Below are 15607 nucleotides of genomic sequence, written 5' to 3'. Positions count from 1 at the left end.
CGGGGCTTTAGAGCCCCAGCGCGCTCGCGATCTTCGGCGCGGCCTCATGCCAGTCCTGGACGACGACGACGTTGTCCGGCACCGGCGGCAGGAATGCGCGCAGCGAATTGTCGGCCATCAAGTGGAACAGCTCTGCATCGGCGACCGCATCCTGCACAGACGCCAGATTGCGCGGCTGGTCGTCGACGAAGACGACCGGCCGGCCGGCCTTGCCGCGAAGCTTGGCCACCGCCGGCCCCTTGGCCATTTCAGTGGTCAGAAGCGGGTAGCTCACGCCGAGGGCATCGAGATGGGCGCGGCGCACGGCCCGGTGTCGATGCGGCATAGCCGTAAGCAAGATGATTTCAGCGCGGTCGCCGAGCCCTGCCAAGGCTTCCGCAGCACCTTCCGTGATATTCTGCCAGTCGGCCTGCGCGTCGAAGAAATCGCCCAGAAGTGCGGTGACTTCGGGCTGTTCGATCAGGCGGCCGCTCGCCGTCTCGGCGATGTTTCCGGTCAGCTGAAAGGAGGCCAGCGTAAGATCATAGCCGCGCGCCCTGAGAAAATTCGGAAACGGGCGGATGAATTCGAGCAGGACGTCGTCGACGTCGAGCACCAGCAGCGGGCGGTCGTCAGCGATCAGTTCCTCGATTTGGCGCGCGGTTTCGGGATCGTCGCTCATATGGAATGCTCGTGGTTGTCGTCGCCCAGCGGCAGTGCCCGCAAGGCCTTGCCGACAGCAGCCGGCGGCGTGCCGGTTTCCTCGGCAAAGCGCATCAGCGTCGGCTCGTGGGCGAGAATGAACTGCAGGACACCGGCCAGGAATCCCGGCTCGCTGGCAGCCTGACGGATCGAATGCGCCTCGATGCCGGTGATCGCCAGAAAGCGCGGCAGCAGCTCCGGATCGGAGGCGACGAAGCCCAGGGCCTTCACTGCAATCGATTCCGCCTCTTCGCGCATTGACGCTGCGTTTGCCATCACTACCTTCGGTGTGGAATGAGTCTCTCCCGCAGTAATGGCAAGAGTTGCTTGCGGCAAGCCATTAGAGCGTGGCGCGCCCTTTGGACGCGCAAGGACGGGGTGGAATTTGCGCAGTTTTCCAGCCGCGGATTTCCGTTTCGTCAATGATATTGCCGTAAAGTGAAGCAGGGTTTGGTGCGTCTAGACATGGGCGCATGACGGTCGCCTTCGGGCGGAAGGACGACCGGGACGGGATATCGATGCCGAAGAAGGTCATGATCGTCGAGGACAATGAGCTCAACATGAAGCTCTTTCGGGACCTCATCGAGGCAAGCGGTTACGAGACCGTGCGCACCCGCAATGGTCTGGAAGCGCTGGATCTGGCGCGCCAGCACCGGCCGGATCTCATCTTGATGGATATCCAGCTGCCTGAAGTATCGGGGCTGGAGGTGACCAAATGGCTGAAGGAGGATGACGAGCTGCATGTCATCCCGGTCATCGCGGTGACCGCCTTCGCGATGAAGGGCGACGAGGAGCGTATCCGCCAGGGTGGCTGCGAGGCCTATATTTCGAAACCGATCTCGGTGCCGCGTTTTATCGAAACCATCAAATCCTATTTGGGCGATGCGTAATGTATCCTTCCAGCCGAGCCGGAGCCTTGTGACATGACTGCGCGGATCCTCGTCGTCGACGACATCCCTGCCAATGTGCGGCTGCTGGAAGTCCGCCTGCTGGCCGAATATTTCGAGGTGCTGACCGCTACAAACGGGCCGGACGCGATCGAGACCTGCGAGAACGGCAAGGTCGATGTCGTGCTGCTCGACGTGATGATGCCCGACATGGACGGGTTCGAGGTCTGTCGGCGGCTGAAGAGTGATCCGGCGACATCGCACATTCCGGTGGTGATGATCACCGCGCTCGACCAGGTTTCCGACCGCGTGCGCGGGCTCGAGGCCGGCGCCGACGATTTCCTGACCAAGCCGGTCAACGATCTGCAGCTGATGACGCGCGTCAAAAGCCTGGTCCGCTTGAAGTCGCTGACCGACGAGTTGCGGCTGCGCGCCTCGACGACGCGCAACATCGGCATCGAAGAGTTGCTCAGCCGCAATTTCGCGTCCGAGGACACAATGCCGAAAGTGCTTTTGATCGACGAGCGCAAATCATCCGTCGAGCGCATCCAGAAGATGCTGCGCGACCGCGCCGATCTCGATATCTCCAGCGATCCGCATGCCGGCTTCTTCCAGGCTGCCGAGACGTCCTATGAATGCGTGATGATCTCGACGGCCTTCGCCGATTTCGATCCGCTCAGGCTCTGTTCGCAGTTGCGCTCACTGGATCGCACCCGCTTCGTGCCGATCATTCTTTTGGCGGAGGAGGGCGAGGAGGAACGCATCATCCGCGGCCTCGAACTCGGCATCAACGACTATCTGATGCGGCCGATCGACCAGCAGGAACTGACGGCACGGCTGCGTACCCAGGTGCGCCGCAAGCGCTACAACGACCAGTTGCGCGCCAGCGTCACCCAGACCATCGAAATGGCGGTGACCGACGGCCTGACCGGGCTGCACAACCGCCGCTATCTCGACAGCCACTTGCAGACGCTGTTCGATCGCGCCGTGGCACGGCGCCGGCCGCTGTCGGTGATGATCACCGACCTCGACCGTTTCAAGGCGATCAACGACGCGCACGGCCATGATGGCGGCGACGAGGTGTTGCGGGAATTTGCGCGACGGCTGCGCAAGAATGTCAGGGGCATCGATCTTGCCTGCCGTTTTGGCGGCGAGGAGTTCGTCGTGGTGATGCCGGATACCGAGGGCGCGGTGGCCGAGAAGGTGGCCGAACGCATTCGCGCCGAAATTGCCCAGGCGCCCTTTGCCATCGGCCAGGACGGCAAGACGATCGAAGTCACGGTCAGCGTCGGTGTGTCGTCGGTGCTGAAGGGCGTGGATACGGTGGCGGCGCTGATGAAGCGTGCCGACCTCGCGCTCTACGAAGCCAAGAGCGGCGGCCGCAACCGCGTCGTTGCCAAGGCGGCTTAATCGGTTCAGCCCCAATTTTCCAGTCAACCCCGACAGGGTTACCCGTTTACCTTAATCCAAGCGATTCGCGAGCCTTGGTTAAGAAACTGTTGATTTTCATAAGCTCTTGCGCAAGTGTGAAGGCCAAGACGAAGCCGGCACGAGGATAGACAGCCGGCTCCGATCTCCAGGAATACCCCATGATGCTCAGGTCCGCCGCATCTCCTGGGTCCGTGGGGTCGGCCGGCCGGCGCTGGCACTTAGTGGCCTCCTCGTACCGCTGCCAAACGCCGACCGGCCCCCTTCTTTCCAAAAGAACATCAGAGTTCCGTGCCAAGGCACGGAACTCTGCGTTTTTGCGGTGAAAATCCGGATATCGTCCTCAGGAACCGCCACAGCATATCGTCTTGTGCGACAAGCTTGTTGCGTGGCAACCGACAGCGGGAAGAATACCGATCCTTTCCATTTCATACATATGGCGCACAAGGGGCTTGCGGCAAGACCCAGCTCCTCCCGTAAGACAGCGGCCCAAACCAAGGTACGCAAACGGGAGTGACGATCATGATTTCAGATCATGCGGTGGTGATAGCTGGGGGCGGTCCGACGGGATTGATGCTGGCAGGCGAACTGGCGTTGGCGGGCGTCGACGTCGCTATTGTCGAACGACGGCCGGATCAGAAACTCGCGGGCCTGCGCGCCGGCGGCCTGCATGCCCGAACCATCGAGGTGCTCGATCAGCGCGGGATTGCCGATCGGTTCCTCGCGCAGGGCCAGATAGGCCAGGCCGTGGGCTTTCACATGATCCGCCTGGACATCAGCGACTTCCCAACCCGGCACAATTATCTGTTGGCGCTGCGGCAAAACCACATCGAGCGGATCCTGGCCGATTGGGTCAGCGAGCTGAAGGTGCCGATCTATCATGGACACGAGGTGGCGGGGTTTGCCCAGGACGCCAGCGGCGTCGATGTCAAACTGTCCAACGGCCACCGGCTGAAGACGACATATCTGGTTGGTTGCGACGGAGGCCGCAGCACCGTTCGCAAATCAGCCGGTATTGAGTTCGCCGGATGGGAGCCGACGATGAGCTGGATGATTGCCGAAGTCGAGATGTCGGAAGAGCCGGAATGGGGTTTTCGCAGCAACGCCTTCGGAATTCATGCCCTGGGTAAGATCGAGGACGGCAAAAAAGTTGGCGTCGTGCTGACGGAACCGGACCTGGAGGCCCGCGGCGAACCGTCCCTGTGCGAGCTCAGCGAGGCGCTGATTGCCATCTACGGCACCGATTACGGGGTCCACAGTCCGACCTGGCTCTCGCGGTTCACCGACATGACGCGGCAGGCCGCGAAATACCGCGACAGACGCGTCCTGCTGGCCGGCGACGCAGCGCACGTCCACCCGCCGATGGGCGGACAGGGCCTCAACATCGGCGTGCAGGACGCGGTGAACCTGGGATGGAAGCTCGCCCAGGTGGTCAAGCGGATATCACCGGAAAGCCTGCTCGACAGCTATCACACCGAACGTCATCCGGTCGCTGCCCGCGTGTTGCGCAACACGATGGCACAGGTCGCTCTTCGTCGTACGGATGACCGTACCAGGGCATTGAACGACATCTTTGCCGAGTTGCTCGGCATGGATGAGCCCCGCAAACGGATCGCCGCTGAGATGTCCGGCCTGGGCGTTCATTACGACCTCGGCGAGGGGCATCCGCTGCTTGGGCGGCGAATGCCCGACCTTGATCTGGCCACCGCTGACGGACCGTTGCGGGTCTTCACCTTGCTGCACGAGGCGCGGCCCGTGCTGCTTAACCTCGGTGAGACCGGCAGGCCAGACATCGCACTCTGGGCTGATCGGGTCCGGCTGATCGACGCAAAATATGCCGGTGCTTGGGAGCTTCCGGTCTTTGGTGAGGTTGCGGCGCCAACCGCAGTTTTGGTCCGGCCCGATGGCTATGTGGCTTGGGTTGGAGTGGGAACCCAACAGGGACTGCCGGACGCGCTGACGACCTGGTTCGGACCGTCTGCTGCGGATTAGCAGATGCGGTCGAAGCTGGCCGGCACGATTTCCTGATACGCGTTGTCGCCATCATCAACAGCATGAAAAAGGATCGGTCTCCTGACAAGCAATTGACAGCATCTTTCATCTGTGCAGAAATTGGTTGGACCATTGGACCACTTGGAGCAGATGTGGACCAGAACAGCCTGCCACCCATTCAGACGACGGCGCGAGATGACGCCGTGCTGAAGGCGTTGGTAGGGTTTGTTCGCGCCGAGGCGTTGCAGCCCGGCGAGAGGCTTCCAACCGAGCGTATTCTGGCCGAGCGGCTGAAGGTGAGCCGCAACACGGTGCGCGAGGCACTGACACGCTGGGAAGGGCTTGGCCTTGTCGAGCGCCGGCAAGGCAGCGGCACCTATCTCAAGGCGGCTGTTTCACCCGACATGCTGCACATGCCGCTGACGCTGGCAGGCGGCAATGATTTCACCTCACTCATGCAGACGCTGGAAATCCGCCGTGCGCTGGAGGCGGAGGCTGCGGCGCTTTGCGCCGAGCGCGCCAGCCAGGCCGACATCGCCGAGATCGCGCGCAAGCTCGACGTCATGGAGCAGGCGTTCCGCACGCGCGACGGCATGTCGTCGGAAGAGGACTGGGAGTTCCACCAGGCGGTCTACCGGGTCTCGGGCAATCCGCTGTTCGAGCAGATCATCGCCGCCATGCATGAGCTATTCCATCGCTTCTGGGAGCATCCGCTCGGCGTGCGCGACTTCGGCCATGCCAGCTTTCCCTACCACCGCACCATCTACGAACGCATAGCCGCCCGCGACCCGCAGGGCGCCCGCGCCGAAGCGCTCAAGCTGATCGCCACCGTAGAGGACGATCTGAAGCGCGGTGCCGCCAAACTCAAACTTTCGAGCCAGACATGAACGAGCATCCATCGGGTTTCGATCACGATTATCTTGCCGAGGCGGCAACACTGCTGGCGCATGACGAACCTTTCCCCGGCGGTGCGGTGGTGCCGCCGATCTACCAGACCTCGCTGTTCACCTTTGCCACCTATGCCGAGATGGCCGATACCTTTGCCGGCAAACGAAAGCAGCCGATCTATTCGCGCGGCGACAATCCGACAGTGATGGAATTCGAGGCGCGTGTGGCCGCGCTCGAGGGTGCCGAGGCAGCGCGCGGCTTTTCCAGCGGCATGGCGGCGATCAGCGCCACCGTGCTTGCCTTTGTCGGCGCCGGCGAGCGCATCGTCGCCGTGCGCAATTGTTATGGCGATGCCTACCGGCTGTTCGAGCGGCTTTTGCCCCGGCTCAACATCAAGGTCGACTACGTCGACGGTTCCGACCCCGATGCGGTCGCGGCGGCGCTTCCCGGTGCCAAGCTGCTCTACCTGGAAAGCCCGACCTCGATGATGTTCGAGCTGCAGGACATCGCGCATCTGACGCGGCTGGCCAAGGAGCAGGGCATCGTCACCACCATCGACAATTCCTGGGCGACGCCGGTGTTCCAGAAGCCGATCACGCATGGCGTCGATCTGGTGCTGCACTCGGCCTCGAAATACCTTGGCGGCCACAGCGATACCGTAGCTGGTGTGGTGGCGGGTTCCGCCGCCCATATCAAGCACATCAATGAACAGACCTATTCCTATCTCGGCGGCAAGCTGTCGCCGTTCGAGGCCTGGCTGCTGCTGCGCGGCCTGCGCACACTGCCGCTGCGCTTGCCGCACCACATGAAGAGCGGCCTGACCATCGCCGAACGGCTGAAAGCGCATGGCAACGTTGAGCGGGTCAACCACCCCGTCTATTCGAACCATCCGGGCAAGGCGACGCTGGCCGGCTATGCCGGATTGTTCTCCTTCGAGGTGACGGACGATATCGACATCCCGGTCTTCGTCGACGCGCTGAAATATTTCCGCATCGGCGTCAGCTGGGGCGGGCATGAAAGCCTGGTCGTGCCGGCCAAGGCGTCGCTGGAGCAGACGCCGGGCCTGAATTCGATGGCGCGCTTCGGCGTCAGCCCTCGAACCATCCGCTTCAATGTCGGATTGGAGAGTGTCGAAGACCTGTGGGCGGATGTCGCCCAGGCCTTCGAAAAAGCCAGAAAATAACAAGCGGGTTCAAAATGGGAGTCTTGAACATGAAAAAACTGACCGTCATGCTTGCCACCGTTGCGGGGCTGGCGATTTCCGCCGGAGGCGCGCTGGCCGATTCGACCCTGAAAATGGTCGAAGTCATCACCAGCCCGCCGCGCACCGAATTCCTGAAGAAACAGATCGCCGAGTTCGAAACAGCAAATCCGGGCATCAAGGTCGAGCTGATCTCGCTGCCCTGGGGCCAGGCCTTCGAGAAATTTCTGACCATGGTGCAGGCCGGCGATACGCCCGATATCGTCGAGATGCCGGAACGTTGGATGGGCCTCTATGCCAACAATGCCCAGCTTGAGGATCTCGGCCCCTACATGGCCAAGTGGGACGACGCCAAGACGCTCGGCGACCGTGCCAAGCAGTTCGGCTCGACCGTCAACAGCACCCAGTTCATGATCCCCTACGGCTACTATGTGAACGCGCTGTTCTGGAACAAGAAATTGTTCAAGCAGGCCGGCCTCGATGGCCCGCCGGCGACGCTTGACGAGTTCATTGCTGATGCCAAGAAGATTTCCGCGATCCCCGGCAAGTACGGTTACTGCCTGCGCGGCGGGCCGGGCGCCTTCAACGGCATGCACATGTTCATGAACATCGCCGCCGGCAAGGGCGGCTACTTCAACGAGGACGGCACTTCGACGATCAACGAAGAAGGCTCGGTCAAGGGCTTGCAGATGCTGGCCGACATGTACAAGGACGGCCTGGCGCCGAAGGATGCGGTGAGCTGGGGCTTCAACGAGACGGTCACGGGCTTCTATTCCGGCACCTGCGCCATGCTCAACCAGGATCCGGACGCGCTGCTTGGCATCGCCGACAAGATGAGCGCCGACGACTTCGCCGTGGCGCCATTGCCGGTCGGACCGAGCGGCAAGTCCTATCCGACCCTTGGCTATGCCGGCTGGGCGATGTTCGCCAACTCGCAGCACAAGGACGACGCGTGGAAGCTGATGGCGACGCTGCTGTCGCCGAAGGACAATCTGGAATGGGCCAAGGAAGTCGGCGTCGTCCCGATCCACAACGGCGCCGACCAGGATCCCCATTTCAAGACCGAGCAGTTCAAGGGCTGGTTCACGGAGCTGAGCGACAGCTCCAAATATGAAATGGTGACCCCGCCGACGCATCTGGAGAACCTCGGCAACTTCGTCGATCAGGTGGCGATCAAGAACTTCCAGGAAGTGCTGCTCGGCCAGAAGACGGCCAAGGAAGTCGCCGACCAATGGGCTGCCTTCCTGACCAAGGAACAGCAGGACTGGCTGGCGAAGAACAAGAAGTAAGCGCCTTTTCTTCCTTCTCCCCGTTCACGGGGAGAAGGTGTCACGAAGTGACGGATGAGGGGCGGCGCCACGCCTCGATAGGTTTGCGCTGCCCCTCATCTGCCTGCCGGCATCTTCTCCCCGTATAGTGACGGGGAGAAGGACGCTGTCCCCGACGCCGCTCCAGGGAGCCAGATCCTCAGCCCATGACCTACGCCGTGTCCGAAATACGATCCGCCGGCAAGCCGCGTCGCAAGCAGCTATCCCACGCCGCAATCGAGCCATGGCTCTATCTCAGCCCGGCGATCCTCCTTCTGGTCGTGGTGCTTCTGGTGCCGCTGGTCATCGGCATCAGCTACTCCTTCCGCAAATTCTCGGCGTTCAAGTCCGAATATGTCGGGCTCGGGCAGTATCAGGCTATGCTGTCGGATCAGGTTCTGGGGCAGGCGCTGGTCAACACGTTGTGGTGGACCGTCGCCAGCCTGTTCTTCCAGTTCTTCCTCGGCCTCGGCCTGGCGCTGCTGCTCGACAAGCCATTCCGGGGCCGCAAGGTGGTGCAAGCCCTGGTGTTCCTGCCCTGGGCGGTGCCGTCCTTCCTGTCGGGCCTGACCTGGGCCTGGCTGTTCAACCCGATCATCGGCCCGTTGCCGCACTGGCTGTTTGCACTGGGGTTGAAGGCGGAGCCGACCAATGTTCTGTCCGATCCTTCAACCGCCATGTGGGGGCCGATCGTCGCCAATGTCTGGTTCGGCATCCCGTTCTTCGCCATCACCCTTTTGGCGGCGCTGAAATCCATTCCATCGGAACTGCATGAGGCGGCGGCCATCGACGGTGCTTCGCCCTGGCAGCGCTTCACCAAGGTGACGCTGCCGTTCCTGGCGCCGACCATCGCCATCACTGTCATGCTACGCACCATCTGGATCGCCACCTTCGCCGACCTGATCTTCGTCATGACCGAGGGCGGACCCGCCGGCTCGACCAACACGGTGCCTGTCTACATCTATGTCAGCGCCTTCAAATCGCTGGACAAGGGCTATGCCTCGGCGGTGGCCGTGCTGCTGCTGGTCCTGCTTATTGCTTATGCGATCGCGCTGATCGGCATCCGTCGCACGCTGGTGAGGCACGTCTGATGATCGCAGGGCGTTCAACCTCGCAGCGCTTCTTCGGCGGCATCGGTCTCTACGCCGCAATCGCGGCATACGTGCTCTTTGCCCTGTTTCCGATCTACTGGACGCTGAAGATCTCGGTCACGCCGGAGCGGCTTCTGTATTCCGAAGGCATCACCTTCTGGCCGTCGCAAATGACGCTGCAGAATTTCGTCACCGTGCTCGAGGCCACAGATTTCCCGCGCTATTTCCTCAACAGCGTCATCGTCTCGGTGTCGACGGCGGCGCTGGTGACGGTCATTGCGACGCTCGCCGGTTATGCCATGTCGCGCTTCACCTTTCGCGGCAAGGCAGCACTTGCGCTGATGTTGCTGCTGACCCAGACCTTTCCGCTGGTGATGGTCATTCCGCCGATCTACCGCGTGATGGGTCAGATCGGGCTGATCAACAGCCTGACCGGGCTGATCATCATCTACACCGCCTTCAATACGGCGTTTGCCACCTTCCTGATGCAGTCCTTCTTCGACGGCATTCCGAAGGACCTGGAAGAGGCGGCGATGATCGACGGCTGCACCCGCGCGCAAGCGATGCGCAAGGTGATCGTGCCGCTGACGCTGCCCGGTATGGGCGCGACGCTCGGCTTCGTCTTCACGGCCGCGTGGAGCGAGCTTTTGTTCGCGCTGATGCTGATTTCCAGCGACGACCAGAAGACCTTCGCGGTCGGCCTGCTTACCTTCATCGGCAAGTTCGCCGTCGACTGGGGACAGATGATGGCGGCGTCCATCCTGGCGCTGATCCCGGTCTGCATCTTTTTCGCCTTCCTGCAACGCTATCTCGTCACCGGCCTGACCGCCGGCGCCGTCAAAGGATAGATCGATGGCCTCTGTTACGCTCGAAAAGGTCCGCAAGGATTATGGCGCCGTCCGTGTCCTGCACGCCGTCGACCTTGAAATCGCCGATGGCGAATTCGTCGTCCTGGTCGGGCCATCAGGCTGCGGCAAGTCCACGCTTTTGCGCATGATCGCCGGGCTGGAGGAGGCTTCCGGCGGCGAGATCCGGATCGGCGAGCGGTTGGTCAACGACGTCGCGCCGAAGGACCGCGACATCGCCATGGTGTTCCAGTCCTATGCGCTCTATCCGCATATGGACGTGTCGAAGAACATGGGCTTCAGCCTGCTCTTGAAGAAAGCGGAGAAGACGACGATCGACGCGAGGGTGGACGGCGCGGCCAAACGGCTCGGGCTCGACACTTTCCTGCAACGCCTGCCACGGCAATTGTCCGGCGGCCAGCGCCAGCGCGTCGCCATGGGCCGTGCCATCGTGCGCGATCCCAAGGTCTTCCTGTTCGACGAGCCGCTGTCGAACCTCGACGCAAAACTGCGCGTCCATATGCGCGCCGAGATCAAGGCGCTGCACCAGCAGTTGAAAACCACCTCCGTCTACGTCACCCACGACCAGATCGAGGCGATGACCATGGCCGACCGGATCGTCGTCATGCATGACGGGCTGATCCAGCAGGTCGGCGCGCCGCTCGATCTCTACGACCGGCCGGCCAACATGTTCGTCGCCGGTTTCATCGGTTCACCCGGCATGAATTTCCTGCCGGCGACAGTCCGCAAGGGCGGTGCCTCGGAGGCCGTGCTGGCCGATGGCCAGGCGCTGCGCCTGCCGGATGGCCTGCCGCTGAAGGACGGTGACGCCATCACCGTCGGCCTGCGGCCCGAGCATATCCGGCTGGCGGATGACGGTGCGTTGAAGGGCGAGGTGGTGGTGGTGGAGCCGCTCGGGCTTTCGACGCAGTTCTACGTCAAGCTGGCCAGCCAGCAGCTTTGCGTCTTTGCCATGGGCCGTGCCGGCGTGAAGCCCGGCGACGTGGTACGGTTGGCGGCCGATCCGGCGTCGCTGCACCTGTTCGACCCGAAAAGCGGTGATCGCATCGGCTGAGGAAACTCAGCCCGGGCATTTGGGACGCGATCGACCGGTTGCACGGCGATCTGCACAGGCGCTGAACCTGCTGAACGACGGGCCTGCGGATTACGAACGGTCGCATCAGGCGCCGAATGTCGGGCAGGAAATATAAGGGGATACTACATCTCAATTAACTAAAGTAACGGAACGTCCAACAGACATTTCCGGAACCTAACAGGACCCCTCAGACCTTTGCGTGTAGAGTACAAGACTTTAGTCCTGCCGTCTTTTAAGAAGAACGGAAGCCATTTCGTCACGAATTAGAGCCGCCGTGCGAGAGGTCAATACCGCCGGCTGCATCTGCAAGTATGGGCTAGTCGATGATGTGTGGTTATGGTGCGATCGCGGAAGGCGGCTGTAGCGTCTAACCGCGAGGGCTTCTTTTGGGCAGCGGCGAACTGTCCATTGGGTTCTCAGCCGACTTGGCTGATCGCCGCTCTTTTAGCCACAGGGACTTCTTTCTTCTTGCCAGAATCTCGTCTCGAACGCTGTCTTCGGCGGTCACTCCGCCATGCGTCGCGGCAATCGCGTAGTCGGCTCTGTTGGTTCGATAGTCACCTTTTTGAATGGACATCGTTTTCTCCCAGGTCGAGGCATTTCCCCCTTTAGCCTGACGCAGAAACTAACTGCCTATCCATCGTGCGAGTCTACCAATTGGCGATTGTATTAAAACGATACACTCCGCAGGCGTGGTGATGACGCGAGGGCGTGCGGTGCGTGGAAACGTGCGCGGTGCGCGACCTCATGATTTTAGGCGAAGCGTTCCTGCGGGCCTGACCACTTCATCGCACACACGAGAAGCCCGCTCGTGCAGGCGGCTTTTTTATTGACCCTGTTGGGACCCTTGCTGCGGTTCCGCGGCAGGCGGGCTCGGAGCCTGCGGCGCAGGTTCCGTGGAAGGCGCAGAGGGGCTATCAGGCGCAGGCTGAGGCGCAGGCGAGGCTGCCTCCTCGGTCAAAACCTGGTCAGTTCTGGCTTTGATCTCGTCGGCCGTCTGCTGGCTAATCAGCCCGTTGCTAACGGCGATGCCGGCAACCAGGGCAACAAGGGCTGCAATGATTGCAGCTTTCAACTTCTTCGACATCCGTAGGGGCCTTGTTCAGCGCCCCCTGCCAGCCCACGACCCAAGGGTGCCGCAACCCTGGCGAACGGTCAATCCTTTTGGCTGATGCCTTTGCGCGGATGCAATGAAATCAAGTGGTTACAAACGAAAACGCCGCCCATTGGGCGGCGTTTCGGCATTGCAGAGGAAGAACCCAGATTACTTGATCTTGGTTTCCTTGAACTCGACGTGCTTCTTGGCGACCGGGTCGTACTTGCGAAACGACAGCTTGTCCGTCTTGGTGCGGCTGTTCTTGCTGGTCACGTAGAAGAAACCGGTGTCGGCGGTCGACAGAAGCTTGATCTTGATGTTTGCGGCTTTGGCCATGATATCAGTCCGTTTGTTCGTGGAGTTTTGGCCGCTGGAGCACGGGGAGAACACCCGGACGCGGGAAACTTGGCGCGACACATAAAGAACGCGCCCGGAAAGTCAAGCCCGCCAGGCCTGTACAACCCGTCGGAGGCGGCTGGTGAGCGGAAATCATGCGGTTTGCGTAGCAGGTGCCGAAACCTTCTTCCAGTCCCCGGTCGTGTTCCACCAGCGATTCGGATTGGCGCGGTCGTCCAGTCCCTTGGAGCGGCTGGCCAGGATCGGCTGAATGCGGATCACCGGTTCCTGGTAGGAGTGCGCCTGGAAAATCGCCTCGACGACGCGGGCCGCCAACGCCTGATCGTCCGGCAATTCGAAGGAAACCTCGACGGTGCCGGGGCGCCGCCGCAATTCGGTTTCGGCGCCGGCGGCCGCACCGTCAAGCGGCCTGTAGCGCTCGATGCCATGCGCCGACTGATAGGCGTTGCGGTCATATTTGCCCATGGCCAGCGGCGCTATCGCCACCACTGCGTCCATGATGCGGTCGACGTCGGCGGCCGGAGCCTGGAAGGTTACAAGCAGAAGCAGTGTCATTCGCAACGATGTGGTTTCAAAGCCGCTATCGATCATGGAAGTGTCCTCATGTGTTTTAGGACACCCTTTTAGCCCTGGGCTCCTGACACGGTTCTGTCAGCAGCTTGTCGCCATGCCACGCCAATTCAGAGTTGGCGGCAGTTGGCGCTACAGGAGAATCTTGCGGATAAGCCTGACGCAAACCAGGCCGATATAGGCGGCGAAGAACAGGCCGAGCGACCAACCGAAGCCGGACGGACCGAATGCATCCATGCCGATGCCGATCGCTTGCGGGCCGAGCACCATGCCGACGCCGTAGCACAGCACAAAGGCGGCGTTGGCCGACGCCAATTCGTGGCCGGAAAGCTGCGAGCCGAGATGGGCAAGGCCGATCGTGTACATGGCCGCGACAACGCCGCCCCAGACGAATAGAAGGGCCGCCATCAAATGCCAATTCTGCGCGAAGAAGGGCATGAAGACCGTGCCAGCAAGGCCGACGGCGGCGCAGGCAATCAGCAGATAGCGGCGGTCGCTGACGCGGTCGCTGATCATGCCGATCGGGATCTGCAACAGCACGTTGCCGAGGCCGATCATGGTCAGGAGCAGGGCTGCGTCGGCTTCGGAATAGCCGATGCGGCTGCCGTAGATCGGGAACAGTGCAAAGCCGCCGGTTTCCACCGCGCCGAACACCAGCACGGCGGCGGTCGCCGACGGCACCAGCCAGATGTAGCGCAGGAAATTGCTGGTCTCGCCGTCGGAGACGATGGTCGGGCTCTCGTTGCGCGCCGCCAGCACCGGTATGGCTGCCAGCGCCACCAATCCGATGATGACGCCGAACGGCCTGAAGCCGGAGCTGCCGAGATGGGCGAACAGCCACGGCCCGGCGGCAAAGCCGAGCGACAGAACCGTGGCGTAGATGCCGAGGACAAGGCCGCGCCGGTGCGGCGGCGCCGAGGTGCTGATCCAGAATTCAGACAGGATGAACAGCACCGTCAGCGCGATGTGCAACACGATGCGCAATGGGAACCACATCCAGAAATCCGGCGCGAAATGGAAGCCGACAAAGGCCAGCGCGCCGGTGGCGATCATGGCAATCATGGTCCAGGCGACACCGAAGCGCATGGCGAGCGGTGTGGCGAGCGGCGCTCCGGCGATCGAGGCAAGACCGGCGACGGCGGTGTTGAGGCCGATCATCGAGGCCGAATGGCCGCGTGTTTCGAGGATGACGCTGAGCAATGGCATGCCAAGGCCGATGGCGATGCCGACGACGCTGATCGACGAGATCGCCGCCACCATAGGCAGCCAGTGTACGCGTTCGTCGCCCTGTTGTTGGGTATCGACCGTCATGGGGATGCTGAATACTCTGTCTTTTTGATCTTACGCAATTCCGGACGGAAAACCGCGTCACACTTTTCCTGGAATTGCTCTAGAGAAGTTCGCGGATGAAGCGGTTGCGGACAAGCCGGTAGAAGGGCACGGGGCCGCCTGGACGCAGCAGTGGATCATGGGCGAGGCGCTTTTGTAGCTCGTCCAGGATCATTCGGGTGATGTCGGGTATGTCGGCTTCCCGGGCCTTGGCAAGTGGCAGCCAGATCAGCTCTTCGAGTTCGTTGGTCGGGCCGCCACCCGGCAGTTCGACTGCGACATCGTCGCGCCAGGCGCTGAAGAAGCGTGTGTCGAAGCGGCGCACCCGGTTGGGCGGCGTGATCGCGCGCGCAACGAAGCGCAGCATGTCCAGGGAGGGCCGCACGCCATGTTCGGCGAAGCCTTGCCAATCGGCCCTGGCGGTTGCGAAAGCGCCTTTGCGGCCGATCAGCAATCCGGCTTCCTCATAGGTCTCGCGGATGGCCGACAAGGCGATGGCGCGGGCTCGTGCGGGGCTTGTGCGCCCCGGCCCGGCGATCAGCCTGGCTTCCTGCTCAGGGTGCAATGCGGCGGCGACCGGGATGCGGCTGTCGGCCGGGTCGGTGCGGCCGCCGGGAAAGACGAACTTGCCTGGCATGAAGGCGTGACCGGCATGGCGGCGGCCCATCAGAACCAGCACGTCATCGCCCTTGCGGTCGAGCAGGATCAGGGTCGCCGCGTCGCGCGGGCGAATTGGCTGGTCGCTATGGGCGATCATGCTCCGCTCGATCTTGTCGACTTCCGCCTTGGTCATACCGTCCATGCGCAGGACCTAGCGGAAACTTCTGGCAAGCGAAAGT

At 62.1% G+C, this 15607-nt stretch carries 16 protein-coding genes; 9 read left to right on the top strand and 7 right to left on the bottom strand.

Annotation, left to right across the window (positions count from 1 at the left end):
- Positions 1-7: 7 nt before the first annotated feature.
- Both NKI38_RS12180 and NKI38_RS12175 read right to left on the bottom strand, forming a co-directional pair.
- The gene (locus tag NKI38_RS12180; RefSeq protein WP_352657787.1) at positions 8-661 is read right to left on the bottom strand and encodes a hypothetical protein; all 654 of its coding nucleotides are present in this window, start codon (positions 659-661) and stop codon (positions 8-10) included.
- On the bottom strand, positions 658-957 hold the full coding sequence (locus NKI38_RS12175) for a DUF3572 domain-containing protein (RefSeq protein WP_352628127.1): 300 nt from the start codon (positions 955-957) through the stop codon (positions 658-660). The genes NKI38_RS12180 and NKI38_RS12175 overlap by 4 nt, the downstream gene beginning before the upstream one ends.
- 242 nt (positions 958-1199) lie before the next feature.
- Between NKI38_RS12175 and NKI38_RS12170 the strand changes: the two genes are divergently transcribed.
- The 9 genes from NKI38_RS12170 to NKI38_RS12130 all read left to right on the top strand — a co-directional run bounded on the left by NKI38_RS12170 (position 1200) and on the right by NKI38_RS12130 (position 11395).
- On the top strand, positions 1200-1571 hold the full coding sequence (locus NKI38_RS12170; RefSeq protein WP_013531932.1) for a response regulator: 372 nt from the start codon (positions 1200-1202) through the stop codon (positions 1569-1571).
- 33 nt (positions 1572-1604) lie between these two features.
- Positions 1605-2978 carry a PleD family two-component system response regulator gene (locus tag NKI38_RS12165; RefSeq protein ID WP_352657783.1) on the top strand — a complete coding sequence of 458 codons (1374 nt, stop codon included), beginning with the start codon at positions 1605-1607 and terminating at the stop codon, positions 2976-2978.
- A gap of 540 nt (positions 2979-3518) precedes the next feature.
- Complete coding sequence (locus NKI38_RS12160; RefSeq protein ID WP_352657780.1) at positions 3519-4988, top strand: FAD-dependent monooxygenase; 1470 nt, start codon at positions 3519-3521, stop codon at positions 4986-4988.
- Positions 4989-5140: 152 nt separating this feature from the next.
- The gene (locus NKI38_RS12155) at positions 5141-5875 is read left to right on the top strand and encodes a FadR/GntR family transcriptional regulator (RefSeq protein WP_352657777.1); all 735 of its coding nucleotides are present in this window, start codon (positions 5141-5143) and stop codon (positions 5873-5875) included.
- Positions 5872-7059: a PLP-dependent transferase gene (locus tag NKI38_RS12150; protein WP_352657775.1), complete on the top strand. Its 1188-nt coding sequence runs from the start codon at positions 5872-5874 to the stop codon at positions 7057-7059. The genes NKI38_RS12155 and NKI38_RS12150 overlap by 4 nt, the downstream gene beginning before the upstream one ends.
- Positions 7060-7088: 29 nt before the next feature.
- Positions 7089-8366: an ABC transporter substrate-binding protein gene (locus tag NKI38_RS12145; RefSeq protein ID WP_352657772.1), complete on the top strand. Its 1278-nt coding sequence runs from the start codon at positions 7089-7091 to the stop codon at positions 8364-8366.
- Between the two features lie 185 nt (positions 8367-8551).
- Complete coding sequence (locus NKI38_RS12140; RefSeq protein ID WP_352657770.1) at positions 8552-9475, top strand: carbohydrate ABC transporter permease; 924 nt, start codon at positions 8552-8554, stop codon at positions 9473-9475.
- Positions 9475-10323, top strand: coding sequence for a carbohydrate ABC transporter permease (locus NKI38_RS12135; RefSeq protein WP_352628134.1), 849 nt, complete (start codon positions 9475-9477; stop codon positions 10321-10323). The genes NKI38_RS12140 and NKI38_RS12135 overlap by 1 nt, the downstream gene beginning before the upstream one ends.
- Before the next feature lie 4 nt (positions 10324-10327).
- Positions 10328-11395 carry an ABC transporter ATP-binding protein gene (locus NKI38_RS12130; protein WP_352657768.1) on the top strand — a complete coding sequence of 356 codons (1068 nt, stop codon included), beginning with the start codon at positions 10328-10330 and terminating at the stop codon, positions 11393-11395.
- A 388-nt stretch (positions 11396-11783) separates the two neighbouring features.
- On the opposite strand, the gene NKI38_RS12125 is transcribed toward NKI38_RS12130, so the two are convergent.
- The 5 genes from NKI38_RS12125 to NKI38_RS12105 all read right to left on the bottom strand — a co-directional run bounded on the left by NKI38_RS12125 (position 11784) and on the right by NKI38_RS12105 (position 15570).
- Positions 11784-11993: a hypothetical protein gene (locus NKI38_RS12125; protein WP_352657766.1), complete on the bottom strand. Its 210-nt coding sequence runs from the start codon at positions 11991-11993 to the stop codon at positions 11784-11786.
- A 687-nt stretch (positions 11994-12680) separates the two neighbouring features.
- Complete coding sequence (gene rpmG / locus NKI38_RS12120) at positions 12681-12848, bottom strand: 50S ribosomal protein L33 (protein ID WP_006201775.1); 168 nt, start codon at positions 12846-12848, stop codon at positions 12681-12683.
- 153 nt (positions 12849-13001) lie between these two features.
- Positions 13002-13460, bottom strand: coding sequence for a YqfO family protein (locus tag NKI38_RS12115; protein ID WP_352657764.1), 459 nt, complete (start codon positions 13458-13460; stop codon positions 13002-13004).
- A 111-nt stretch (positions 13461-13571) separates the two neighbouring features.
- On the bottom strand, positions 13572-14750 hold the full coding sequence (locus tag NKI38_RS12110; RefSeq protein WP_352657761.1) for an MFS transporter: 1179 nt from the start codon (positions 14748-14750) through the stop codon (positions 13572-13574).
- Between the two features lie 79 nt (positions 14751-14829).
- The gene (locus tag NKI38_RS12105) at positions 14830-15570 is read right to left on the bottom strand and encodes an NUDIX hydrolase (protein ID WP_352657759.1); all 741 of its coding nucleotides are present in this window, start codon (positions 15568-15570) and stop codon (positions 14830-14832) included.
- Positions 15571-15607: the final 37 nt, after the last annotated feature.

This window comes from Mesorhizobium sp. M0621, assembly GCF_040320745.1.
Taxonomy (GTDB): Bacteria; Pseudomonadota; Alphaproteobacteria; order Rhizobiales; family Rhizobiaceae; genus Mesorhizobium.
Note: the sequence above shows the minus strand (reverse complement) of the source record. Positions and strands in the feature narration are given on the sequence as shown.